The sequence below is a fragment of the Telluria sp. ZT3P39 genome (assembly GCF_059685935.1).
Genome location: NZ_JCASIH010000033.1, coordinates 13,125 through 36,018, shown reverse-complemented (window position 1 = coordinate 36,018; position 22,894 = coordinate 13,125). Strand labels below are relative to the sequence as shown.

Here is a 22,894-nt window from a genome sequence, read left to right as displayed (position 1 = left end):
CTGCTGACAGAGTCGTACTACAAGAAAAAGCGACGACGGGAAGCCGAAGTGGCTTCCCGTCAGCTCAGACTGATCTAATGGAGGACGTCAAGAACATTATTCCGGACAGCAGTGGGCCTTCGCCGGGATGACGGTCTTTAATGTAGAGGTAAGAACGAAGCTACCACGCCACTAAATCAACGTCATCCCCGCGAAGGCGGGGACCCAAGCTGACGTTGCTAGCGCAGCCCCAACACCATCAGCACTTCCCCGCCTGCACCGCCTCCGGCGGCGTTTCTTCCTGCTGCCGGTGCCCGCTGGCCACCGGCTGGCGGCTTTCCGCGGTGAGCTGCAGCTCTTCGATCTCGGGATCGTCGACGTTGCGCAGTTCGAGGTAGCGGTCGAGGGCCTGATCGAGACGGGGCAGCAGGATGCCGCGTTCGCTCGTCAAGGCGCAGTAGGCGGGACGGGCTGCCGTGAACTCGATGGAACGCGCCTCCAGCCGGCTGGCGTCCACGCCCGCGCGTTCCGCCGCCTTCAAGGCCAGCTCCGCCCAGCTCAGCGCGCCGCCATTGGACAAGTGCCAGATCCCGGCCTCGCGGTCGATCGCCAGGTCCAGGCAGGCGTGCACCAGGTCGGGCACGTAGGTGGGCGTGATGGTCAGGTCGTTCGAGGCGGTGAAGGACTCGCCGCGTTCGAGCGCGTTCAGCGCCAGGGTGACGAAGTTGTGCTGGTCCCAGGGGCCGAAGAAGGCGCTGGTGCGCACCATCAGTGCGCCGGGATGCTTGTCCAGCACCGCGCTTTCGGCTTCGGCCTTGCTGCGGCCGTAGACGCCCAGCGGGGCGACCGGGTCGGATTCGACATAGGGGCGCTCCTGGCGGCCGTCGAATACCAGGTCGCTCGAGAAGCTGGTCAGGTGCACGCCGTGGCGCGCGCAGGCGGCGGCGAGGATGGCCGGCCCAAGGGTGTTTTCGCGGAAGCAGCGCTCGGCGTCGTTCTCGGCATCGTCCACGCGCACATAGCCGGCGGTATTGATGACGGCCCAGGGCTGGTAATGCGCCAATGCGCGTTCGACCGAATCGGCGTCGGCGATATCCATCTCCTTGCGCGAGAGCAGGCGGTACGCGATGTTGCGCTTGCGGCAGACGCGGGCAAAGGCGCGGCCCAGGGTGCCGGTCGCGCCCAGGACCAGGATCGGGGCCGCGCCGGTGCCGACCAGGCGGTGGCCGTCGGCCGAGATCGAGGTGAGGGCGCTCGGCGTGGCCACCGGCGGATGGCAGAGGAAGCGCCCCGGACGGCGCCACCAGCCCTGGCCGCGCAGCACCGGGTGCGACAGCGGCGCGCCAAGCGCAATCTCTTGCATCATCTTGGCCAGCGCGGTCGGGCGCGGGGTAGGGGAGCGCACGTCGAAGGGACCCGGCTCGTAATAGCCCTTGTTCTGGGTGACCAGGCTGTTCCAGTCGAAGGAGCCGAGCAGCGACCAGACCGTGACGGCGCGCACGTCCACGCCGTTCTGCTGCGACTGCTGGGCCGCTTCCCAGATCTCGAGCAGCCAGCGCAGCTGGTCTTCGCGGTTGGCGTCGATGTGGGCTTCGGTGATGGCCAGGGGAATGCGGTAGCGGTCCCAGACCTCTTGCAGCAGCGGGGCGATGCCCGGCGTGGGCGTGGCAAGCACGCGCGAGGCTTCGATGTCGGCGCAGGGGATGCCGTCGGCCACGCCGCGGTGGTGGGCCGGGAAGCGCTCGGGACGGTGATCGAGCCAGCGCTCGGAGGTGACGTAGTAATTGACGCCGATGATGTCGGGCGGGCAGGGATTCTCGCGGAACCACAGGAATTCGGACGCGTCGATGCCGGTCTTGAGCAGGTAGTTCCACAAAGCGTGTTCAGGGCCGACCATGCCGCACAGCAGGTCCCAGGCCAGCCAGCGGCGCTCGTTGTAGAACTCGGCGACGTCAAGCATTTCCGGGGTGCCGTAGGTCTTGCCGAGGTCGTCGGTTTGCACCAGCCTGGCGTTCGGGTTGACGGCGCGGATCGCGCGCATCGACAGCACCACCGCGCGGCACTGGACCAGCAGCGCTTCGATGAAGGTGCGGTCGTCGCGGCCGTGCGGGTACCAGACGCCGTACAGGCCGGCGAAGCGGGCGGTGGTGCAGGGCTCGTTGACCGGGGTGTAGAGCTCGACCCAGGGATAGCGCGCGGCCACGGCGCCGGCATATTCGGCGAGTTGCTCCGCAAAGGCCGGGTCGACCAGGCTGGTGTGGCGCGGGCCGCTGCCGTGGTGCACCAGTCCGACGATCGGGTTGACGCCTGCCGCGCGCAGCGCCGGCAGGCGCTCGTCGGGCCAGTTCCAGTCGGCCTTGTCGACGCCTTCGGGCGCGGTACGTTCCCATAGCACGGGATAGCGGATGGCCTTGATACCGGTGGACGCGAAGCGATCGATGTCGCAGGCGCGGCCGGCGTGGCCGTTACGATCGAGCTGGCTGAAATACTCGTCGCGCACGCGGTTGACCGTGCATTCGAGGCCGCCCCAGAGTTCCAGGGGACGGGCCAGGCTGTTCGTGCTCTTTTTCGGATTCATCAATTCCACCAGTTTATTAATCTTATTGCAACAAAAAAACTGCAGGTGGGCATCCCGGGTAAAAATTGCAAGAGGGGGAGCCGTGCCTGCCGGTTCACGAACCGGAAGCGGTTGACAGCCGAGCGTCAACCTGCAACCATGCAGTCCATGAATTTTCCGAAAGCACATCAACTTCTGCCGACCTGGTGGCGCCGCTGACAGCGCGCGGCCACGGGAATGATGTGCATTTCAAGTAACGCCGCCTCGATCCGGGTGGCGTTTTCTTTTTGGGCGCAGGTCGAATCGGGGCTTATATGAAGAACAAAGCCAAAGGAACACGATGAGCTCGCAAAACCCCTCCGCTTCCACGCCTGTCATCCTGACGGGCGACCGGCCTACCGGCCCGCTGCACCTCGGCCACTTCGTGGGCAGCCTGCGCAACCGTGTCGCTTACCAGGACACCTACCGCCAGTTCGTGATGCTGGCGGACGCCCAGGCGCTGACCGACAACATGGATGACATTGGTAAGGTACACCGGAACGTTGTCGAAGTGGCGCTCGATTACCTCGCCTGCGGCATCGATCCGGCCCGTACCACCATCCTGATCCAGTCGCAGATTCCCGAGCTGACCGAGCTCACCTTCTACTACCTGAACCTGGTCACCGTGGCGCGCCTGGAGCGCAATCCGACGGTCAAGGCAGAGATCATCCTGCGCGGTTTCGAGCGCGACATCCCGGCCGGCTTCCTCACCTATCCGGCCAGCCAGGCGGCCGACATCACCGCCTTCAAGGCCACCGTGGTGCCGGTCGGCGACGACCAGATCCCGATGATCGAGCAGTGCAACGAAATTGTGCGCAAGTTCAATCGCAATGTTGGCCAAGAGATTTTGGTTGAGTGCAAGGCGATCGTGCCGGAAGTGGGCCGCCTGCCGGGCATCGACGGCCGCGCCAAGATGAGCAAGTCGCTGGGCAATACCATCAACCTGGGCGCTTCCGCCGACGAGATCCGCGCCGCGGTCAAGCAGGTCTATACCGACCCGCTGCACCTGAAGGTGTCCGACCCCGGCCACATCGAGGGCAACGTGGCCTTCATCTACCTGGATGCCTTCGATACCGACAAGGAAGGCCTGGCCGAGATGAAGGCGCATTACCAGCGCGGCGGGCTGGGCGACAGCATCGTCAAGAAGCGCCTGGAGGGCATCTTGCAGGAGATGCTGGCCCCGATCCGTGCACGCCGCGAGGAGTTCGCCAAGGACCGCGGGCAAGTGCTGCAGATCCTGAAGGAAGGCACGATGCGCGCGCGCGAAGTGGCGGCTGCGACGACGGATGAGGTGCGCAAGGCGCTGGGACTGTCGTACTTCTGACAGCAGCAGGGTATCGGGCTCCGCTACCCAGGGTAGCGGCACGTATCCCCCTTGCTTTTTATGCTGGCCCGCAATTTCCAATAATGGCATCCTGCTCCCTTTATCGTCATTGGGAGCATTGCCATGAGCAAAGGCCTGCGTCTTACCGAAAAATGGCTGCAACGCGCGCTGTGGCTGGTCGCATTCGCCTTCGCCGCCTTCCTGATCGGACTGGGCAGCAACCTGATCGGCAACCTGTGGGATGTCGAAGCAGAACTCAGGGTAGAGCAGTTCATGGACCCGGTGCAGGCGGCCGCGGTGCAGGCCGAGGAGGGTGCGGCGAAGGAGCGGCGCGAGGTCGCCAGGCTTGCCTTGGAACAGGCGCAACAAAAGCACGAGGTGGCGCGCGCGAACACCCGCTCGGCACGCGAAACCTTCGACAACTGGCTGGCTACCCGGCGCGCCACGGCGCAACCGAATCAGGACCCGGAACTGATCGAGCGTACGCGCGCGCTCGACAAGCTCGAAGCCGAAGAGCGCACGGCCCTGGCCGCGGTGCAGCTACAGCAGCAAGCTTCGCTTGACGCAGATCATGTCCTGCGCGCGGCGCAAGCGCGCTGGGAGAAAATCGAGACGCCGGCGCGCGAGGCCTTCATCGACGCCTCCATCGCCAAGGAATTGCGCGTGTTCCTGTACCGACTGGCGCTGACGCTGCCCTTGCTGGTGCTGGCCGGCTGGCTGTTCGTGCGCAAGCGCAAGGGCACATGGTGGCCTTTTGTGTGGGGCTTCATCATCTTCGCCCTGTTCACCTTCTTCTTCGAGCTCGTTCCCTACCTGCCCAGCTACGGCGGCTATGTGCGCTACCTGGTCGGCATTGTCGTGACGGCCCTGGTGGGACGCTACGCGATCCTCTCGCTGCAGCGCTACCTGGCCCGGCAGAAGGAAATCGAGGCCTTGCCGGACGCGCAGCGCCGCCAGGGCCTGCGCTACGACGCCGCCATGGCCAAGCTCGGCAAGGGAGTCTGCCCGGGCTGCGAGCGCCAGGCCGACCTGAAGGACGCCAGGCTCGATTTCTGTCCGCACTGCGGCATCGGCCTGTTCGACCGCTGCAGCTGCTGCACCACCCGCAAGAACGCCTTCGCGCGCTTCTGCTCCGCCTGCGGCACGGCGGCCAATACGACACTGGCCGACTGAAGAATCAGCCGGCCAGTTCAGGTACTACGACGCCGGGTTGCGCAGCTTAGTCACGCAGGTCGGCCGGCACCTTGCCGCCATTGGCGGCCAGCTTGTTCATGACCTGCTTGTGCAGCCAGATGTTCATCGAGGCCGAGTCGCTGGTATCGCCGCTGTAGTGCAGTTCGGCGGCCAGTTCCTTGCGCGATTGCAGGCTGCTGTCCAGGTCGAGCAGCTTGAGCAGGTCGACGATCGAGCTGCGCCAGTTCAGCTGCTCGCCCGAGGCCTGCTGCTTGGCGCTCAGGATTGCCTCGACGTCCACCTGGTCCATGGCGGCGGGGGCAGGAGCGGCCGGCGCCGGCTGCTGGGCTTGCGGAGCGGCCGGGGCCGGCGCCGGGGCCGGCGCGGCCGGGCCCTTGTTGGCGGCGTGCGCCTTCGGGAAGATCTTGCTGAAGATATTGCTCAGGATGCCCATGGTGGTCCTCGTTGGTTGTGGTGGATGAAAGGGTGACGGGATCAGCGGCGCATGTTCTGCGCCATGTGGCCGAGGGCGATGGCGAGTGCGGCGCCGCCGATGGCCTTGACCAGGGTGGGGTTGTCGGCATAGAAGTCGCCCATGCGGTCGACGATGCTCGGGTTTTGCTGCTCGGCTTTCTCGGCCAGTTCGCGCACGTCTTCCGGCGAGATCTGCTCGGCCTGCTCAGGGGTGACCTGGGTCGGGGTCCGGCCGCCGAATATCTTGCCGAGGCCGCCATTGCCCAGCGAGGCCAGTACGGTCGGGCCGAGCGTGGCAAGGATCTGGTTGAGCATGCCGGCACGCTGGTTCGGGTTGCTCTGGCCAAACATCTGGCTGACCATCTGCGGGAAGGGCGGGGTCTGGTCGGAGCGCAAGGCGCCGGTCACGCCGGTCGCCAGGACGTCGCGCGGCGCGTTCTGCGCCACCCGGTCGAAATCGTCTGCTGCCTGGTTCTGGTTAGCGCCGGCAGCGCCGCCCAGGTATTGCGTCAGTAGGTTGCCTAGATCAAATGCCATCTCGTTCTCCTGCTTTTACATGGGTGAAGGTCGAGAGTAGGCTTTATGGCATGCCTTTCTCTGTTCGGTATCCAACGGTGGCCGCCCGAAAGGCGCGCTTCCTTTCCGTGTAGACATCCCACCGTTCGCCGGGTAAGCTTCCTGGTGCAGTCACCTGAAATCCTTCGGCAGGAGTGCAGCATGTGGCCTTATCCCCGGATCCTGTCCCATCGCGGCGGCGGCACGCTCGCCCCCGAGAACACCTTGGCCGGCCTGCGGCGCGGCATGGACTACGGGTTCCGGGCGGTGGAGTTCGACGTCATGCTGGCGCGCGACGGCGTGCCGGTGGTGCTGCACGATCCTTACCTTGGCCGCACGGTCACCGGCGCCGGCCACGTGTTCGACTATGACGCGGCCGAGCTGGCGCGGATGGATGCCGGCGGCTGGTTCGGCCCCGGCTACCGCGGCGAGCCGGTGCCGGTGTTCACCGACTTCGCCCGCTATTGCAAGGAGCAGGGCGTCTGGATGAACATCGAGATCAAGCCGGCGCGCGGTTTCGATGCCGAGACCGGCGACACGGTGGCGCGCATCGCCCGCGCCATGTTCGCGGACGAGATCGCGGCCGGCGACCTGGCGCACGCGCCTTTGCTGTCTTCGTTCAGCCTGGCCGCCCTGGAAGCGGCGCAACAGGCCGCCCCGGACCTGCCGCGCGCCTTCCTGATGAGCGAGCTGCCGCCGGGCTGGGAGCCGCTGGCGCGCTCGGTCGGGGCGGTCGCCATCCATACCAACCACAAGCACCTGACGCCGGAACTGGCCAAGGCCGTGCGCGACGCCGGTTTCGGCCTGTTCTGCTATACCGTCAACGACCCGGTCCGGGCCGGCGAATTGCTGGCGTGGGGCGTCGAGGCCTTCTGCACCGACCGGATCGACCTGATCGGACCGGACTTCGGCAACCCGGCTTAGCCCTGGATCAAGGGTATTTGCAAAAGAATCGGCAAGCCGGACCTCAAGTAGATCGACCAGTTGTCGTTAATGACAGGCGACCGCCCTCCGGGCCAAGGCCACCATGTCACTATCGATCAACACCAACGTCCAATCGCTCAATACGCAGCGTGCGCTTACGCTGCACGCCGCCAGCCAGGAAAAGCTCATCGCTCGCCTGAGCTCCGGCTCGCGTATCAACAGCGCGGCGGACGATGCCGCCGGGCAGGCGATTGCGTCGCGCATGACGGCGACCCAGCGCGGGATGAGCCAGGCGGCGCGCAACATCAGCGACGGCACTTCCATGCTGCAGGTGGCCGATGGCGCCATGGCGAACGTGGTCGAGAACCTGCAGCGCCTGCGCGAGCTGGCGGTAGCCTCCGGCAACGGCGCGTATACGGACCAGGACCGCGCCGCCTTGCAGCACGAAGCGGTACAGCTGCTCCAGCAGATCAACGAGGTGGGCGGGCAGACCCGTTTCAACGGCAACGCCATCTTCGCCCAGGAGCGCACCAGCATCGGCGGCGACGAGCGCAAGCGGGTGGTGCTCGACGGCCTGAAGACCGGCTGGCTGAGTTCAGCCGAAGACATGATCAAGCAGTATTACGGGATCAGCGCGGACGGGGCCAGGATTACGGTCAACCTCGAGGGAGGCGACGGGGGCGCCGGCGTGCTGGCCTCGGTGTCGGGCACCATCGGCGGCGACGGCAAGTTCAACAACCTGAGCCTGAACCTCGACATGGACGACTTCGGCACGGCCGCGACGCCGGATGGCGGCGGTGCGCCGTTCTACAGCGACCGCATCGTCGCCCACGAGATGGCGCACGCCATCATGGGACGTTCGATGAACTACTTTGGCCTGCCGCAGTGGTTCCGCGAAGGCACGGCGGAACTGATCCACGGCGCGGACGAGCGCGTGCGCGGCGCCATCGCCGGCGGCTCCACCGCGGCCGGCATCGTCGGCGTCATCGCCGGCGGCGGGTTTACCTACGAAGGCGGCTATGTCGCCAGCCGCTACATGCACGACAAGCTGAAAGACCTGGGCGTGGAGGGCGGCATCAAGGGCGTGATGCAGTACCTCGACCAGAACCAGTCGGCCGACCTGGGCGTGGCCCTGAACGCGGTGAGCGGCGGCCGGATTGCCGGCGAGGCTGCCTTCCTCAGCGATTTCGGGACCAACGGCGCGAACTTCATGTCCACGAAGATGGATCTGTGGAACGCCGACACCGGCGCCATCGGCGGCCTCGATGCCGATGGCGGCACGGCGCGCAACGCTAGAGCCGTGGTGCCGGACGCCGGCACCAGCAACGCCTCGGACGGCCTGGCGAACTTCGTGGTGACCTACCCGGAGCTGGGCGGAGCCACCGGCGTGAACCGGATGCAGATCCAGGTCGGCGCCGGTGCGAACGACCTGATCGAGCTGCAGTTCTCGTCGATGAACGCCAGCGCGCTCGGGCTGGCCGACCTGGACCTGAAGAACTCCGCCGTCTCGCTGCTGCACCTGGACCAGGCGCTCGAATTCGTCAACCAGCAGCGGGTGAACGTGGGCGCGGCCAGCAACCGGCTCGACCTGGTCGCCAATGGCATGCAGACCAATGCCGTCAACCTGGCGGCGGCCAAGGAGAGGATCGAGGGCGTGGACTATGCCGGCACGGCCGCGGGACTGACGCGCGCGCAGATCCTGCAGCAGGCGGCATCGGCGATGCTGGCGCAGGCCAATAGCATGCCAAGGGCGGTGTTGTCCTTGTTGCGGTGATGTGCTGACGTCTCGGGTACGCGGCGAACGTCAAATGAGGTCCCGGCCTTCGCCGGGACGACGTGCTGAGTTACGTGTCCGAAGTCTGACTTAGTGTCACTCTACGCATTAACCGACGTCATCCCGGCGAAGGCCGGGATCCAAGTTCGTCGCGCCCCACCACCGCATCCTTTCCCAGATGACCGTAAATATTGGCTGGACTTAAAACCCCGCCACTAGCTACGCTATAATCGATTTTTTATACAGCATGCTGCCTCCTCACGCCCATACGACATGAAATCCTCTGAAATCCGCGAAAAGTTCCTCAAGTTCTTCGAGTCCAAAGGCCACGCCATCGTCCGTTCCAGCCCGCTGGTGCCGGGCAACGACCCGACCATGCTGCTGACCAACAGCGGAATGGTGCAGTTCAAGGATGTGTTCCTGGGTCTGGATACGCGCCCGTACTCGCGCGCGACCACCGTGCAGCGCTGCGTGCGCGCCGGCGGCAAGCACAACGATCTGGAAAACGTCGGCTACACCGCGCGCCACCACACCTTCTTCGAGATGCTGGGTAACTTCAGCTTCGGCGACTATTTCAAGCGCGACGCCATCAATTACTGCTGGGAGCTGCTGACCAAGGTCTATAACCTGCCGGCCGAGAAGCTCACCGTCACCGTCTATTTCGAGGACGACGAAGCCTACGACATCTGGGCCAACGAGATCGGCGTGCCGAAAGAGCGCATCATCCGCATCGGCGACAACAAGGGCGCGCGCTACGCGTCGGACAACTTCTGGCAGATGGCCGACACCGGCCCTTGCGGCCCGTGCACCGAAGTGTTCTACGACCACGGCGCCGACATCTGGGGCGGCCCTCCGGGCTCCGCCGAGGAAGACGGCGACCGCTTCATCGAGATCTGGAACCTGGTGTTCATGCAGTTCAACCGCGATGAATCGGGCGTGCTCACCCCGCTGCCGAAGCCGTCGATCGACACCGGCATGGGCATGGAGCGCCTGGCCGCCGTGCTGCAGCACGTGCACAGCAACTACGAGATCGACCTGTTCCAGGCACTGATCAAGGCCGCCGCGCGTGAAACCGGCGCCGAAGATTTGAACAACAATTCGCTGAAGGTCATCGCCGACCACATCCGCGCGGCCTCGTTCATGATCGTCGACGGCATCATCCCGAGCAGCGAAGGCCACGGCTACGTCCTGCGCCGCATCATCCGCCGCGCCCTGCGCCACGGCCACAAGCTGGGCCAGACCAAGCCCTTCTTCCACAAGCTGGTCGCCGATCTCGATGCCGAGATGGGTACCGCTTATCCGGAACTGCACGACGCCGCCGCGCGCGTGGCGCAAGTACTCAAGGCCGAGGAAGAGCGTTTCGGCGAGACGCTGGAAAACGGCATGAAGATCCTCGAGGCCCAGCTGGCCAAGGACGCGAAGAACCTCGACGGCGGCACCGCCTTCACGCTGTACGACACCTACGGCTTCCCGCTCGACCTGACGGCCGACATCTGCCGCGAGCGCGGGATCACGCTCGACGAAGAAGGCTTCACCGCGGCGATGGAGCAGCAGAAGAAAACCGCGCGCGCCGCCGGCAAGTTCAAGATGGCCGCCAAGGTCGAGTATGCGGGCGAGAAGACCAAGTTCGTCGGCTACGAATCGCTGGCCCACAACACCCACGTGCTGGCGTTGTACGCCGACGGCGTGTCGGTGCAGGAACTCAAGGCGGGCCAGGACGGCATCGTGGTGCTGGATACCACCCCGTTCTACGCCGAGTCGGGCGGCCAGGTCGGCGACCAGGGCGTGATCGGCAATGGCGCGAACGTATTCGAAGTCGAAGACACGCTCAAGATCCAGGCCGACGTGTTCGGCCACCACGGCGTGCTGCGCGAAGGCACGCTCAAGGTGGGCGACACCGTGGATGCACAGGTCGATACCGTCAAGCGCGCACGCACCATCCGCAACCACTCGGCGACCCACCTGATGCACAAGGCCCTGCGCGAAGTGCTGGGCAGCCACGTGCAGCAAAAAGGTTCGCTGGTCGATGCCGAGAAGACCCGTTTCGACTTCAGCCACGGCGCGCCGCTCACGCTTGACGAAATCGCGAAGGTCGAGACCATCGTCAACCGCGAGATCCTCGAGAACCACGCGACCGCCTCGCACAACATGAGTTTTGATGACGCGGTGAAACACGGCGCGATGGCGCTGTTCGGCGAAAAGTACGGCGACACCGTGCGCGTGCTGGACATCGGCAGCTCGAAAGAGCTGTGCGGCGGCGTGCACGTGACCCGCACCGGCGATATCGGCCTGTTCAAGATCGTGTCGGAAGGCGGCGTCGCCGCCGGCATCCGCCGCGTCGAAGCCGTGACCGGCGAGGGCGCGCTGGCGCTGGTGCAGTCGATCAACCGCAAGCTGCAGGAAGCCGCCGGAGCTCTCAAGACCAGCCCGGACGAGCTGACTTCGCGCATCGCCCAGGTCCAGGACCAGGTCAAGACGCTCGAAAAAGAAGTGGCCGCACTGAAGTCGAAGCTGGCCTCCGGCCAGGGCGACGAACTGGTGGCCCAGGCCATCGACGTGAACGGCATCAAGGTGCTGGCCGCGACCATGGATGGCGCCGACGTCACCGCATTGCGCGAGACCATGGACAAGCTCAAGGACAAGCTCGGGACCGCTGCCATCGTGCTGGCCAGTGTGCTTGAGGGCAAGGTCAGCCTGATCGCAGGCGTGACCAAGGATGCTACGGCCAAGGTCAAGGCCGGCGAGCTGGTGAACTTTGTTGCCCAGCAGGTCGGCGGCAAGGGTGGCGGCCGTCCGGACATGGCGCAGGCGGGCGGTACCGATCCATCGAACCTGGCGGCGGCACTGGCCGGCGTGGCGGGCTGGGTGGGCGAGCGCGCCTGATTCTTTGTTTCCGATGTTTAAGAAAGCCGCCTCCGGGCGGCTTTTTTTCGCCTGTTGAAGCCGCAAGCGAGCTGGCGCAAGCGCTGCACTGTTTTTGCGCAGTGCAGTATTGCTAACGGTTTCCTACAATCGCCGTCCGATTTCTTCTTTCATGGAGTGGACGTCAGGAGTTCGACGAAGCAGCGCGACAGGCATGGCCTTGTACGCGCCGCCGGGAACTGGTCAAGCAGTAGTGGATGCGTTACAGTCGAGCTTGCTTGCAATTGCCTTACCCATGCCGCATATCTCGGGTAGCGCACCATTCAAGTGCTATCTGGCGCGACAAGTGTTGTAAAAAAGTGCACAAGCATGGTTGATTTGACATTCGGTTGCAGGCCTGCAACAATGTGTGACTATTTTGGTGCGCTGCGTCATACCGCCGAAATTGGAGTAGTATTCGAGATCCAGGCACCACCCACGGAGTAGGGCGAAAGCGATGAGCGTCACCATTATCGATATTGACACCATGGAATTCCAGAGAGACCTGGATGCGCGCGGACTGAATTGTCCGCTGCCGATCCTGAAAGCCAAGAAGGCCCTCGCCGAAATGGAGAGCGGGCAGGTGCTGCGCATCGTCGCCACCGACACCGGCTCGGTCCGCGATTTCCAGGCCTTCGCCAAGCAAACCGGTAACGCCTTGCTGGCGCATACCCACGAAAACGGCGAGTTCACCTTCCTGATGCGGCGCAAGTAATTCCCCCGGCGCCGAAAAGCTTCTTCCCGCACCGACTCCTGTGGCAAAATTGATAATTGGCCGGCCCTGAGCCGCTTTATCGATCCGCCACGGGTGTCCCTCATGCGCAAACCCTTCCCATCCCCTTACGCAAAGCGCTTCGGCACGATGGCGCTGTCACTGCTGCTCGTCGGCGCCTGCACGGTCGCGCCGAGCGCCGTGGACAAGCGCGCCAGGGCGCCGGTGCTGGACGGGTATGGCGAGACCACCTTCCAGCCATCCCGGGCCAACGACGCGGCGCGCAAGCTGTTCGCGCAGGGCATGGCGCAGGCCTATGCCTTCAACCGTCCGGAAGCGATCCGCGCCTTCAAGGCCGCGCTGGCGCAGGACCCGTCCTGCGGCATGTGCGCCTGGGCGGTGGCCTGGCAGATGGGCCCGAACATCAACAACCCCAAGCGCGGCGACCTGGCCGAAGCGATCCGCCACGTCGGCCACGCGCTGGACAATCTGGACGGCGCATCAAGCCGCGACCGCGCCCTGGTCGAATCGCTGGCGCTGCGCTACGGCCACGCATCCTCGCGTGCAAAGGCGCTGCCCGTTGCCGAGATCTGCCGCTCGCCCGGCGGGCGCGGCGAGCCGGCCGACCCGCTCGATATCGCTTACGCCGCCCGCCTGCGCGAGATCGCCGGCCAATACCCGCTGGATCCCGACGTGCTCACGCTGTACGCGGAAGCCGAACTGGTGGCCAGCGAGCGCGATTGGTGGAGCGAGGACACCGGCAAGCCCACCGGCCGGGTGGGGGAGGTGGCCGACCGTATCGAAGCCGCGCTGGCGCGCAGCCCCGAACACGTGGGCCTGAACCACTACATGATCCACGCCGTCGATGCGGTGCCGGTGGCGGCGCGCGCGGTGCCGGCCGCGGACCGGCTCGGGCGGCTGGCGCCGAAGTCGCCGCACCTGCTGCACATGCCTTCGCACACCTATGCCCACGTCGGCCGCTACGCCGACGCCACGCGCGTGAACCAGCTGGCGGTGGCCGCCGACGAAGCCCTGATTGCCGACCTGGGGCGCCAGGGCTTCGACGTCGCTTTCGACTGGCGCGGCCACAATGGCCATTTCCAGTGGTATGGCGCGCTGATGGAAGGGCGCGCCGAACTGGCGCTGGAGACCGCGCGCGCCAGCGTCGGGCGCGCCAAGGGCACGAACGAATACGCGGAATACGTGCGCAGCCTGCCGATCTTGACCCTGCTGCACCTGCAGCGCTGGGACGCCGTGCTGCTCGAACCCCTCCCGGGCGGCGACAAGGGCCTGGGCCTGGTGCTGGGCGAGTCCGCGCGCGGGATCGCCATGGCGCGCAAGGGCGATGTTGCAGGCAGCCGGGCCGCGCTGGCGCGCGTGCAGCCGCAGGCCGACGCTCTTCTGGCGAAACACACGGGCAAGGACTATATACCGCGCATGCTGCGCAGCCTGGCCGGCAGTGCTTCCAAGGAGCTGGCCGCCGAGCTGGCGTACGCGGAAGGGCGGGTCGACGCGGCGCTGGCGCTGCAGGCCGAGGCCGTGGAAGCCGGGCTCGATGCGGACCGCGCCGAGCCGCCGATGCTGGCCAGCGGACCGCGCCTGCGCCTGGGCGCCATGCAGCTGCGGGCGCGCCGCTTTGCAGATGCCGAGCAGACCTTCCGCGCCGACCTGGCCCGCCATCCGGCCAGCGGCTGGGCTCTGCATGGCCTGGGCAAGGCCCTGGCGGCCCAGGGCAAGCAGGCCGAGGCCCGTGCCGCGCAGCAGGACCTGGCAAGCAGCTGGGTGCGTGCCGAAGCGGGCGTGCGCGCCGCGCTGTGAGGGCGCTGGAGTGCACGGGCTGTCGCTGCCCATGCCGGTTTAGGAGAAAACCTCTAGGTGGAAATCGCACGATCGTGCTTTAATTTCGACCTGGAGCCGAATTTCTCATATAATCTAGGCCATTTCGTCTGTCCCATTCTATTTTCTAAAGGCACCCTATGAAAGTCCTGGTACCCGTCAAACGCGTGGTCGACTACAACGTCAAGGTCCGCGTCAAATCCGACGGCAGCGGCGTGGATATCGCCAACGTCAAGATGTCGATGAACCCGTTCGACGAGATCGCACTGGAAGAAGCCACGCGCCTGAAGGAATCGGGCAAGGTCACCGAAGTGGTGGCGGTGTCGGTGGGCGTGGCCCAGTGCCAGGAAACCCTGCGTACCGGCATGGCGATCGGCGCCGACCGCGGCATCCTGGTCGAGACCAATGGCGAAACCGAGCCGCTGGCCGTGGCCAAGATCATGAAGGCGCTGGCCGACAAGGAACAGCCGCAGCTGATCATCCTGGGCAAGCAGGCGATCGACGACGATTCGAACCAGACCGGCCAGATGCTGGCTGCCCTGCTGGGCTGGCCGCAGGCGACGTTTGCATCGAAGGTCGTGCTGGAAGACGGCAAGGTCACCGTGACCCGCGAAGTGGACGGCGGCCTCGAAACCATCGCCCTGAGCCTGCCTGCGATCATCACCACCGACCTGCGCCTGAACGAGCCGCGCTATGTGACGCTGCCGAACATCATGAAGGCGAAGAAGAAGCCGCTGGAAACCGTCAAGCCGGAAGACCTGGGCGTCGACGTTGCTCCGCGCCTGAAGACCCTGAAGGTCGTCGAGCCGGCCAAGCGCTCGGCCGGCGTCAAGGTGCCGGATGTGGCGACGCTGGTGCAGAAGCTGCGCCTTGAGGCCAAAGTCATCTGATCGCAGTACGGAACCCAACACAAGGAAATAACATGGTCGCACTCGTCATTGCAGAACACGACAACGGCTCCCTCAAGGGCGCTACCCACCACACTGTCACCGCGGCCGCCCAGTGCGGCGCAGGTGGTGCAAATGAGGTCCACATCCTGGTCGCAGGTTCGAACTGCGGCGCCGCCGCCGAAGCCGCCGCGCAAATCGCCGGGGTGTCGAAAGTGCTGGTCGCCGATGCGCCGCACTTCGCCGATGGCCTGGCCGAGAACGTCGCCGAGCAGGTGCTGGCGATCGCCGGCGGCTATTCGCACATCCTGGCCCCGGCCACCGCCTACGGCAAGAACATCCTGCCGCGCGTGGCCGCCAAGCTGGACGTCGCCCAGATCTCGGAAATCACCAAGGTCGACTCGCCCGACACCTTCGAGCGCCCGATCTATGCCGGCAACGCCATCGCTACCGTGCAGTCGAGCGACAGCGTCAAGGTCATCACCGTGCGCGGCACCGCTTTCGATTCGGCAGCGCTTGGGGGTTCGGCCGCGGTCGAGCAGATCGCTGCCGTGGCCGATTTCGGCAAGTCGGCTTTCGTGGGCCGCGAACTGGCCGTCTCAAGCCGTCCGGAACTGACCGCCGCCAAGATCATCGTCTCCGGTGGCCGCGGCCTGGGCTCGGCCGAGAACTTCAAGATCCTCGAGCCGCTGGCCGACAAGCTGGGCGCCGCCATGGGCGCCTCGCGCGCCGCGGTGGACGCGGGCTTCGTGCCGAACGACTGGCAGGTTGGCCAGACCGGCAAGATCGTCGCCCCGACCCTGTACATCGCGGTCGGCATCTCGGGCGCGATCCAGCACCTGGCCGGCATGAAGGACTCGAAGACCATCGTCGCGATCAACAAGGATCCGGAAGCGCCGATCTTCTCGGTGGCCGACTACGGCCTGGTGGGCGATTTGTTCGAAGTCGTTCCGCAGCTGGTGCAGGAACTGGGTTAAACCTGTTGGCGGCGCCATCCGCCACCGCATGAATACGTCGTTCCCGCGCAGGCGGGAGCGACGTTCGTCCATTTAGAGTCACATCAGGAGACCAAGGTGAGCTACCAAGCCCCGCTGAAAGACATGCAGTTCGTGCTGAACGAACTGGCCAACCTGGCCGAGATCAACCAATTGCCCGGCTGCGAAGACGCGACGGAAGATACCGTCAACGCCGTGCTCGAAGAAAGCGCGAAGTTCTGCGGCGAAGTCGTCGCCCCGCTGAACCACGCGGGCGACAAGGAGCCGAGCTTCTGGCGCGACGGCAGCGTCACCACCTCGAAGGGCTTCAAGGAAGCCTTCCGCGCCTTCGGTGAAGGCGGCTGGCAGGGCATCCAGCACCCAAGCGAATTCGGCGGACAGGGTCTGCCCAAGCTGGTGGCCACGCCTTGCATCGAGATGCTGCACGCCGCGAACCTGTCGTTCGCACTGGCCCCGCTGCTGACCGACGGCGCGATCGAGGCGCTGCTCACCGCCGGCACCGACGAACAAAAGGCGCTGTTCCTCGAGCCGCTCATCAGCGGCAAGTGGACCGGCACCATGAACCTGACCGAGCCGCAGGCCGGCTCCGACCTGGCCGCAGTGCGCACCCGCGCCGAGCCGCAGGGCGACGGCACCTATAAAGTCTTCGGCACCAAGATCTTCATCACCTACGGCGAGCACGACATGGCGGAGAACATCATCCACCTCGTGCTGGCGCGCACTCCGGATGCGCCGGCGGGCGTGAAGGGCATCTCGCTGTTCATCGTGCCGAAGTTCCTGGTGAACGCCGACGGCTCGCTGGGCGCACGCAACGATGCGCACTGCGTCTCGATCGAGCACAAGCTGGGCATCAAGGCGTCGCCCACGGCCGTGCTGCAGTTCGGCGACCACGGCGGCGCCATCGGCACGCTGGTGGGCGAAGAAAACCGCGGCCTGGAGTACATGTTCATCATGATGAACGCGGCCCGCTTCGGCGTCGGCATGCAGGGTGTCGGCCTGGCCGACCGCGCCTACCAGCAGGCGGTGGCGTTCGCGAAAGACCGCGTGCAGTCGCGCGAAGTGGCGGGTTCGCCAGGCCCGGTGGCCATCATCAATCACCCGGACGTGCGCCGCATGCTGATGTCGATGCGCTCGCAGACGGAAGCGGCGCGGGCTCTAGCCTATGTCGGCGCAGCCTATTCCGACATCGCGCACAGCCATGCCGATGAAGCCACCCGCAAGGCCAGCCTGGCAGTCTACGAATACCTGGTCCCGATCATCAAGGGCTGGTCCACCGAGATGAGCGAGAACGTCGCGCGCGACGGCGTGCAGGTCCATGGCGGCATGGGCTTCATCGAAGAAACCGGCGCGGCCCAGCACTACCGCGACGCCAAGATCCTGACCATCTACGAAGGCACGACCGCGATCCAGGCCAACGACCTGGTCGGCCGCAAGACCGTGCGCGACGGCGGCGCCGTGGCCAAGGGCCTGATCGCCCAGGTGCGCGCAGTCGAGGCGCAACTGGCGGAAGTACAGGGCGACGAGTTCGCAGCAATCCGCCGCCAGCTGGCGCTGGGCAGCACCGCGCTGGAAGAAGTGGTCGACTACATGGTGGCCAACGTGAAGCTTGATGTGCGCGCCGTGTTCGCAGGCAGCGTCACTTACCTGAAGCTGGCCGGCATCGTGCTGGGCGGCTGGCAGATGGCGCGTGCGGCCCTGGTGGCATCGAGGAAGCTCGAAGCGGGCGAGGGCGATGCGTCCTTCCTGCGCGCGAAGATCGCCACCGCGCGCTTCTTTGCCGACCACCTGCTGTCGACGGCCCCTGGCCTGCGCACGGCGATCGTGGAAGGCGCGCCAGGCGTGCTGGCGCTGGACGTCGACCAGTTCTAGGCTGAACTGGCATTCACGTAAAAGGCAGCCTTCGGGCTAATGCTGTTCAGTTAGCATGAAAATGTAGGGTGGCCGGCTTCGCCGGCCGCGCGTTCAAATCCCCGATGCGCTGTGGCAGATCACATTGGAGTTGGACGCGCGGCCGTTCGTCGTTCAGGCCACTGGCCTGAACGACCCCGGCCACCCTACGCTTAACTGAACGGCATTACAGCCTTCGGGCTGCCTTTTTGCTGGGATTTTGTCGGCTTAGCCGTACGCCCCACCGGTGTACAACAGGTCGAACACCCGTGCGATCATCCCGATCAGCGCGATCGCCCCCACGCCCACCGTCAGCACCAGCAGCAGGGCCAGCATCCAGTTCGAGCGCGAAGTCTTGCCGCTCCCCTGGTTGTGCTGCGCATCCCAGGCCTCGTCCGGCGTGAGCCCGATGACCAGGCCCTCGACGAATCCGACCACGTACGACAGCAAAATCGGCAGCACCACATAGAAGGGGTGCGGATGCACCGCGCCCCACAGGATGCCGGTGACGGGAAGACTGCAGACATGCAGCAGGCCGAGCCGGTCGACCGGGCCTTTCAGGTAGAAGCGGTGGACGCCGAATCCGCCCAGCAGCAGGGCGAGCAGGGTAGCGAAGGTCTTGTTCTTGTGCTGGACAGCCATGTGCGTTGCCAAAAAGTTAGGGTGCCGGAAGTATGGTGCAAAACGGCAAGGAAGGCACGTATTCCGTCCACATCCTGCAGGGACGGCAGGTCACTGGTGGCCTTGTGGCGCGAAATCGGCGATAATGCTCAATTCGCCGGGGTTGCGCGCCGGGTTGTCATTAACGCTTGCCGCTGTGCGGAGATGCGCGCTATAATCGTCGGCTTTCTCCGTCCAGTACAACTTTTTGGAATTATTATGGTCGTTATCCGTTTGGCTCGTGGCGGCGCAAAAAAGCGCCCGTTCTACAACATCGTTGCAACCGATTCGCGTAACCGTCGCGATGGTCGTTTCATCGAGCGCATCGGTTTCTACAACCCGATGGCATCGGGCGCTGAAGTCGGCCTGCGTATCGCAGCTGACCGCCTGGCTCACTGGCAAGGCGTTGGCGCACAACTGTCGCCAACCGTTGCTCGCCTGGTCGCAAACCAGCCAGCAGCCTAAGTAAGGTTTTACCGGTTTGATCGATTCGGCAGCATCCGGGGTGGAAGTCCCCGACGACCTGGTGCAGGTTGGCTATGTGTCCGGTGCGTTTGGAATCGTGGGTGGACTTCGCGTTACCCCGTTCTCCACTGACGCAGACGCGCTGCTGAATATCAAGACCTGGTGGATCGACAAGCCGGCACTGCATTCCGTGAAGCCACGGAACGCGAAGATGCATGGTGGCGACGTGGTCGTCACCCTGGTCGGCTTGCGCGACCGCAACGATGCCGAAGCACTCAAGGGTGCAGCGGTATTGGTATCGCGTAAAGAATTCCCGCAGCTCGAAGACGACGAGTATTACTGGTCCGACCTGATCGGCCTGGATGTGGTCAACCTCGAAGGCGAAGCCCTCGGCAAGGTGACCGACATGATGCACAATGGCGCGCAATCGATCCTTCGCATTGCACCTGTTGTGGATCCTGAAGCGCCAGATGCGAAAGCATCCGAGCGCCTTGTGCCGTTTGTGGACCAGTTCATCAAGACCGTCGATCTCGGCGCGAAATTGATTACCGTGGACTGGGGTCTCGATTATTGACCCGTCCCATGTGAAGCGAGGTCCCGATGCAGTTTGACGTCGTGAGCTTGTTTCCAGAAATGTTTGCCGCATTGACGCAGTCGGGTGTGACCCGGCGCGGCATTGAGCAACAGCGCTGGGCCCTGCATATCTGGAATCCGCGCGATTTCACGCAGGACCGCCACCGCACCGTGGATGACCGCCCCTATGGCGGCGGCCCCGGGATGGTGATGCTGGCAAAGCCGCTCGAAGCCGCGATTGCCGCCGCCAAGGCGCGCCAGGTCGAACTCGGCTTACCCAGGCCGCGCGTGGTCTTCATGTCGCCGCAGGGCAAACCGCTGACGCACGCGCGCGTGATGGCGCTGAAGGACGAGCCGGGACTGGTCGTGCTGTGCGGACGCTACGAAGGCGTGGACCAGCGCTTGCTGGACCGCTGCGTCGACGAAGAGATTTCGCTCGGCGACTTCGTGCTGTCGGGTGGCGAACTGCCGGCGATGGCGCTGATGGATGCAGTAGTGCGGCAATTGCCTGGCGTACTGGGCGACGACGCCTCGGCAGTCGAAGACAGTTTCGTCAACGGCCTGCTCGATTCGCCGCATTACACGCGCCCTGAAGTGTATGACGGCGAACCGGTGCCGCCGGTCCTGATGGGCGGCAACCATGCAGAAATTACCAAGTGGCGGCGCCAGCGCATGCTGGAGGCGACATTGAAAAAACGGCCTGAACTCATCGGCAAGGCGCGCGACGCCGGCCTCTTGAGCAAGCTGGATGAAAAGTTTCTGGCAGGTTTGAAAGAATCTGCCGAGTAAGAATGTACCTTGTGTGCATGTAACGGTGGGCATGTTGCCTGCCTGTTCAACCCCATCCTCTACTGGGCACCGCGGTGGTATCGCTCAGCGCCAGCAAGATGGTTTCTGGAGTCATAAAAATGAATCTGATTCAGCAACTCGAGCAAGAAGAGATCGCGCGCCTCGGCCGCAGCATCCCTGATTTCGCACCAGGCGACACCGTTGTCGTCAGCGTCAACGTCGTCGAAGGCAACCGCAAGCGCGCCCAGGCATACGAAGGCGTCGTCATTTCGCGTCGTAACCGCGGCCTGAACTCGAACTTCATCGTTCGCAAGATCTCGTCGGGCGAAGGCGTCGAGCGTACGTTCCAGCTGTATTCGCCGCTGATCGCTTCGATCGAAGTGAAGCGTCGTGGTGACGTCCGTCGTGCGAAGCTGTACTACCTGCGCGAGCGTTCGGGCAAGTCGGCACGTATCAAAGAAAAGCTGCCACAGCGCAAAGTCAAAGCTGCACCAGCAGCAGAGTAATAGCGTCTGTGTTCAGGAAAAGGCATCCGCAAGGATGCCTTTTTTCGTTGTAAGCCCGAGGAGTGTGATTTGATCAAGCCCCTGTTCGATCCCATGGCGCTGCCCGTCGAGGCCCTGGCCGGCGAAGCCGCGCTCCTGCCGGCGCAGTTGAGCGCGCAAGCCGTGCGCGCCCGCTTTGCCCGCACGCTGCCCTGGGATCCGGAGCCGTCCGACGAAGCGCTGATGGCGCCGCCGCTGCGCTTGCGCCGCGCCGCCGTGCTGGTGGCCCTGGTCGACCGTCCCGAAGGCCTTACGGTGCTGCTGACCAAGCGCACCGATCATTTGTCCAGCCACGCCGGCCAGGTCAGCTTTCCCGGCGGCCGCGCCGAAGAGCTCGATTCATCCCCGATCGAGACCGCGCTGCGCGAAACCGAAGAAGAAATCGGCCTGCACCGCCGCCACGTCGAGATCATCGGCGTGCTGCCCGACCACATCACCATCAGCGCCTACCGCGTCACGCCGGTGGTGGCGCTGGTGACGCCGCCGTTCGCGCTCGATGCCGATCCAGGCGAGGTGGCCGAAATCTTCGAGGTGCCCCTCGGCTTCCTGATGGCCGGCGCCCACCACGAGCGCCGCTCGGTGGAGTTGCCGGAAGGGGCGGGCAAGCGCACGTTTTATGCGATGCCGTACGAGGATTATTTCATTTGGGGGGCGACGGCGGCGATGTTGCGGAATTTGTTTCATTTCCTCAGGGCGTAGCGTTTTTCGTAGGGTGGGCGGCGAAGCCGCCCACCCTACGAAATCGAATCCCCCCCGCCGCAACCCGAGGCTTTATTCCACCCCTGAATTTGATTCTGGCCCACTTCTCCGCTATCGTAGCGGCAGCACAGTATTGCCAGAACAAAAAAGGATTCCTGAATGACATTTTTTTCCATTCTCGTCGCGCTGATCATCGAGCAGCTCAAGCCGTTGCGCGCCGATAACCAGGTCTACGGTGGCATCAAGGGTTTCGCGATGCGCATCGAGGGCTGGTTCAATGCGGGCGAGCAGAAAAATGGCCGCATGGGCTGGATCCTGATGATGCTGGCGCTGATGCTGCCGACCTGGCTGGTGTACTGGGTCTTCATGCATTACAACCTGGTGCTGCTGGCCTTTGCCTGGAATGTCCTGATCGTCTACCTGACGCTCGGTTTCCGCCACTACAGCCATTATTTCACCTCGATCCAGCTGGCCCTGAACACGGGCGACGAAGCCGCCGCGCGCCAGTTGCTGGCGGAGTGGACGCGCACCGACACCATCGGGATGGACAGCACCGAGATCACCCGGGTGGCGGTCGAAAAGGCCCTGGTGACCACCCACCGCAACGTATTCGGCGTATTCTTCTGGTTCCTGATGCCGCTCGGGCCGGCCGGCGCCGTGATGTACCGGGTGTCGGAATACCTGGCGCGCGCCTGGAACGAACCGGACCACATGCGCAACGAAGCTTTTGGGCAGTTCGCCGCGCGGGCCTTCTACTGGATCGACTGGATGCCGGTGCGCCTGACGGCGGTGGCCTTTGCCGTGGTCGGCAACTTCGAGGACGCGATCTATGCCTGGCGTAACTTCGCCGGCCGCTGGGCCGACGAATCGCGCGGCATCATCCTGGCGGCGGGCGGGGGCGCGATGGGCGTGCGCCTGGGCACGCCGAACGAGAATGCACCGCAGCTACTGCCCCTGGATGCGGCAATCGTGGACCTGGGCGACAGCGAATCGGATATGCTGCCGGGCGAGGAACCGAACCTGCGCTCGATGCAGAGCACGGTCGGACTGGTGTGGCGGGCGCTGATCCTGTGGATGATCCTGCTGCTCCTGCTGTCGAGCGTGGTGTGGCTCGGGTGATCCATAAGTGCTCACTGCCTCGTTCGT

General features: G+C 64.8%; 20 protein-coding genes. 16 read left to right on the top strand and 4 right to left on the bottom strand.

Going from position 1 to position 22,894, the window contains the following annotated elements; all coding sequences use genetic code 11:
- Nucleotides 1-238: 238 nt before the first annotated feature.
- Nucleotides 239-2,557 carry a family 1 glycosylhydrolase gene (locus AC56LR_RS20225; protein WP_497133063.1) on the bottom strand — a complete coding sequence of 773 codons (2,319 nt, stop codon included), beginning with the start codon at nucleotides 2,555-2,557 and terminating at the stop codon, nucleotides 239-241.
- A 319-nt stretch (nucleotides 2,558-2,876) separates the two neighbouring features.
- Between AC56LR_RS20225 and trpS the strand changes: the two genes are divergently transcribed.
- Both trpS and AC56LR_RS20215 read left to right on the top strand, forming a co-directional pair.
- On the top strand, nucleotides 2,877-3,899 hold the full coding sequence (trpS, locus tag AC56LR_RS20220; RefSeq protein ID WP_497133062.1) for a tryptophan--tRNA ligase: 1,023 nt from the start codon (nucleotides 2,877-2,879) through the stop codon (nucleotides 3,897-3,899).
- Nucleotides 3,900-4,022: 123 nt separating this feature from the next.
- The gene (locus AC56LR_RS20215) at nucleotides 4,023-5,072 is read left to right on the top strand and encodes a serine endopeptidase (protein ID WP_497133060.1); all 1,050 of its coding nucleotides are present in this window, start codon (nucleotides 4,023-4,025) and stop codon (nucleotides 5,070-5,072) included.
- A 46-nt stretch (nucleotides 5,073-5,118) separates the two neighbouring features.
- On the opposite strand, the gene AC56LR_RS20210 is transcribed toward AC56LR_RS20215, so the two are convergent.
- Nucleotides 5,119-5,526, bottom strand: a complete 408-nt coding sequence (locus tag AC56LR_RS20210; protein WP_497133059.1) for a DUF3597 domain-containing protein — start codon at nucleotides 5,524-5,526, stop codon at nucleotides 5,119-5,121.
- Nucleotides 5,527-5,567: 41 nt separating this feature from the next.
- Entirely contained in the window at nucleotides 5,568-6,083 is a 516-nt protein-coding gene (locus AC56LR_RS20205; RefSeq protein WP_497133057.1) for a hypothetical protein, read from the bottom strand.
- A 180-nt stretch (nucleotides 6,084-6,263) separates the two neighbouring features.
- Between AC56LR_RS20205 and ugpQ the strand changes: the two genes are divergently transcribed.
- The 8 genes from ugpQ to AC56LR_RS20165 all read left to right on the top strand — a co-directional run bounded on the left by ugpQ (nucleotide 6,264) and on the right by AC56LR_RS20165 (nucleotide 17,999).
- Nucleotides 6,264-7,025 (top strand): glycerophosphodiester phosphodiesterase, encoded by a 762-nt coding sequence (gene ugpQ, locus AC56LR_RS20200; RefSeq protein ID WP_497133055.1) that lies wholly within the window; start codon nucleotides 6,264-6,266, stop codon nucleotides 7,023-7,025.
- Nucleotides 7,026-7,128: 103 nt separating this feature from the next.
- Nucleotides 7,129-8,799 (top strand): flagellinolysin, encoded by a 1,671-nt coding sequence (locus tag AC56LR_RS20195; RefSeq protein ID WP_497133053.1) that lies wholly within the window; start codon nucleotides 7,129-7,131, stop codon nucleotides 8,797-8,799.
- 273 nt (nucleotides 8,800-9,072) lie between these two features.
- Nucleotides 9,073-11,682, top strand: coding sequence for an alanine--tRNA ligase (gene alaS / locus AC56LR_RS20190; RefSeq protein WP_497133051.1), 2,610 nt, complete (start codon nucleotides 9,073-9,075; stop codon nucleotides 11,680-11,682).
- Nucleotides 11,683-12,187: 505 nt separating this feature from the next.
- Nucleotides 12,188-12,415 (top strand): sulfurtransferase TusA family protein, encoded by a 228-nt coding sequence (locus tag AC56LR_RS20185; protein WP_489874185.1) that lies wholly within the window; start codon nucleotides 12,188-12,190, stop codon nucleotides 12,413-12,415.
- A 102-nt stretch (nucleotides 12,416-12,517) separates the two neighbouring features.
- Complete coding sequence (locus AC56LR_RS20180; protein WP_497133049.1) at nucleotides 12,518-14,230, top strand: hypothetical protein; 1,713 nt, start codon at nucleotides 12,518-12,520, stop codon at nucleotides 14,228-14,230.
- Nucleotides 14,231-14,388: 158 nt separating this feature from the next.
- On the top strand, nucleotides 14,389-15,138 hold the full coding sequence (locus AC56LR_RS20175) for an electron transfer flavoprotein subunit beta/FixA family protein (protein WP_489874034.1): 750 nt from the start codon (nucleotides 14,389-14,391) through the stop codon (nucleotides 15,136-15,138).
- Nucleotides 15,139-15,170: 32 nt separating this feature from the next.
- Nucleotides 15,171-16,112 carry an electron transfer flavoprotein subunit alpha/FixB family protein gene (locus AC56LR_RS20170; protein ID WP_497133047.1) on the top strand — a complete coding sequence of 314 codons (942 nt, stop codon included), beginning with the start codon at nucleotides 15,171-15,173 and terminating at the stop codon, nucleotides 16,110-16,112.
- A gap of 96 nt (nucleotides 16,113-16,208) precedes the next feature.
- Nucleotides 16,209-17,999, top strand: a complete 1,791-nt coding sequence (locus AC56LR_RS20165) for an acyl-CoA dehydrogenase (protein ID WP_497133045.1) — start codon at nucleotides 16,209-16,211, stop codon at nucleotides 17,997-17,999.
- A gap of 246 nt (nucleotides 18,000-18,245) precedes the next feature.
- Here AC56LR_RS20165 and AC56LR_RS20160 read toward each other — a convergent pair whose 3' ends face one another.
- The gene (locus tag AC56LR_RS20160) at nucleotides 18,246-18,659 is read right to left on the bottom strand and encodes an NINE protein (RefSeq protein ID WP_497133043.1); all 414 of its coding nucleotides are present in this window, start codon (nucleotides 18,657-18,659) and stop codon (nucleotides 18,246-18,248) included.
- 237 nt (nucleotides 18,660-18,896) lie between these two features.
- On the opposite strand from AC56LR_RS20160, the gene rpsP reads away from it, so the two are divergent.
- The 6 genes from rpsP (at nucleotide 18,897) to AC56LR_RS20130 (ending at nucleotide 22,867) form a co-directional block, all read left to right on the top strand.
- Entirely contained in the window at nucleotides 18,897-19,142 is a 246-nt protein-coding gene (gene rpsP / locus AC56LR_RS20155) for a 30S ribosomal protein S16 (protein WP_489874183.1), read from the top strand.
- A 40-nt stretch (nucleotides 19,143-19,182) separates the two neighbouring features.
- Nucleotides 19,183-19,716, top strand: a complete 534-nt coding sequence (rimM, locus tag AC56LR_RS20150) for a ribosome maturation factor RimM (protein ID WP_497133067.1) — start codon at nucleotides 19,183-19,185, stop codon at nucleotides 19,714-19,716.
- Between the two features lie 26 nt (nucleotides 19,717-19,742).
- Nucleotides 19,743-20,504: a tRNA (guanosine(37)-N1)-methyltransferase TrmD gene (gene trmD / locus AC56LR_RS20145; protein ID WP_497133041.1), complete on the top strand. Its 762-nt coding sequence runs from the start codon at nucleotides 19,743-19,745 to the stop codon at nucleotides 20,502-20,504.
- A gap of 119 nt (nucleotides 20,505-20,623) precedes the next feature.
- Nucleotides 20,624-21,010 (top strand): 50S ribosomal protein L19, encoded by a 387-nt coding sequence (gene rplS, locus AC56LR_RS20140; protein ID WP_171086142.1) that lies wholly within the window; start codon nucleotides 20,624-20,626, stop codon nucleotides 21,008-21,010.
- A 69-nt stretch (nucleotides 21,011-21,079) separates the two neighbouring features.
- Nucleotides 21,080-21,748 (top strand): CoA pyrophosphatase, encoded by a 669-nt coding sequence (locus tag AC56LR_RS20135; protein ID WP_497133039.1) that lies wholly within the window; start codon nucleotides 21,080-21,082, stop codon nucleotides 21,746-21,748.
- A 159-nt stretch (nucleotides 21,749-21,907) separates the two neighbouring features.
- Nucleotides 21,908-22,867: a CobD/CbiB family protein gene (locus tag AC56LR_RS20130; RefSeq protein ID WP_497133037.1), complete on the top strand. Its 960-nt coding sequence runs from the start codon at nucleotides 21,908-21,910 to the stop codon at nucleotides 22,865-22,867.
- Nucleotides 22,868-22,894 lie beyond the last annotated feature (27 nt).

Bases quoted from the DNA above. Each gene is read 5' to 3' on its own strand.
- AC56LR_RS20130 (WP_497133037.1), top strand. From the start codon at position 21,908: ATGACATTTTTTTCCATTCTCGTCGCGCTGATCATCGAGCAGCTCAAG.
- AC56LR_RS20225 (WP_497133063.1), bottom strand. From the start codon at position 2,557: ATGAATCCGAAAAAGAGCACGAACAGCCTGGCCCGTCCCCTGGAACTC.
- rpsP (WP_489874183.1), top strand. From the start codon at position 18,897: ATGGTCGTTATCCGTTTGGCTCGTGGCGGCGCAAAAAAGCGCCCGTTC.
- AC56LR_RS20215 (WP_497133060.1), top strand. From the start codon at position 4,023: ATGAGCAAAGGCCTGCGTCTTACCGAAAAATGGCTGCAACGCGCGCTG.
- AC56LR_RS20180 (WP_497133049.1), top strand. From the start codon at position 12,518: ATGCGCAAACCCTTCCCATCCCCTTACGCAAAGCGCTTCGGCACGATG.
- AC56LR_RS20160 (WP_497133043.1), bottom strand. From the start codon at position 18,659: ATGGCTGTCCAGCACAAGAACAAGACCTTCGCTACCCTGCTCGCCCTG.
- ugpQ (WP_497133055.1), top strand. From the start codon at position 6,264: ATGTGGCCTTATCCCCGGATCCTGTCCCATCGCGGCGGCGGCACGCTC.
- trmD (WP_497133041.1), top strand. From the start codon at position 19,743: ATGCAGTTTGACGTCGTGAGCTTGTTTCCAGAAATGTTTGCCGCATTG.
- AC56LR_RS20210 (WP_497133059.1), bottom strand. From the start codon at position 5,526: ATGGGCATCCTGAGCAATATCTTCAGCAAGATCTTCCCGAAGGCGCAC.
- trpS (WP_497133062.1), top strand. From the start codon at position 2,877: ATGAGCTCGCAAAACCCCTCCGCTTCCACGCCTGTCATCCTGACGGGC.
- rplS (WP_171086142.1), top strand. From the start codon at position 20,624: ATGAATCTGATTCAGCAACTCGAGCAAGAAGAGATCGCGCGCCTCGGC.
- AC56LR_RS20170 (WP_497133047.1), top strand. From the start codon at position 15,171: ATGGTCGCACTCGTCATTGCAGAACACGACAACGGCTCCCTCAAGGGC.
- AC56LR_RS20205 (WP_497133057.1), bottom strand. From the start codon at position 6,083: ATGGCATTTGATCTAGGCAACCTACTGACGCAATACCTGGGCGGCGCT.
- AC56LR_RS20195 (WP_497133053.1), top strand. From the start codon at position 7,129: ATGTCACTATCGATCAACACCAACGTCCAATCGCTCAATACGCAGCGT.
- alaS (WP_497133051.1), top strand. From the start codon at position 9,073: ATGAAATCCTCTGAAATCCGCGAAAAGTTCCTCAAGTTCTTCGAGTCC.
- AC56LR_RS20175 (WP_489874034.1), top strand. From the start codon at position 14,389: ATGAAAGTCCTGGTACCCGTCAAACGCGTGGTCGACTACAACGTCAAG.
- AC56LR_RS20185 (WP_489874185.1), top strand. From the start codon at position 12,188: ATGGAATTCCAGAGAGACCTGGATGCGCGCGGACTGAATTGTCCGCTG.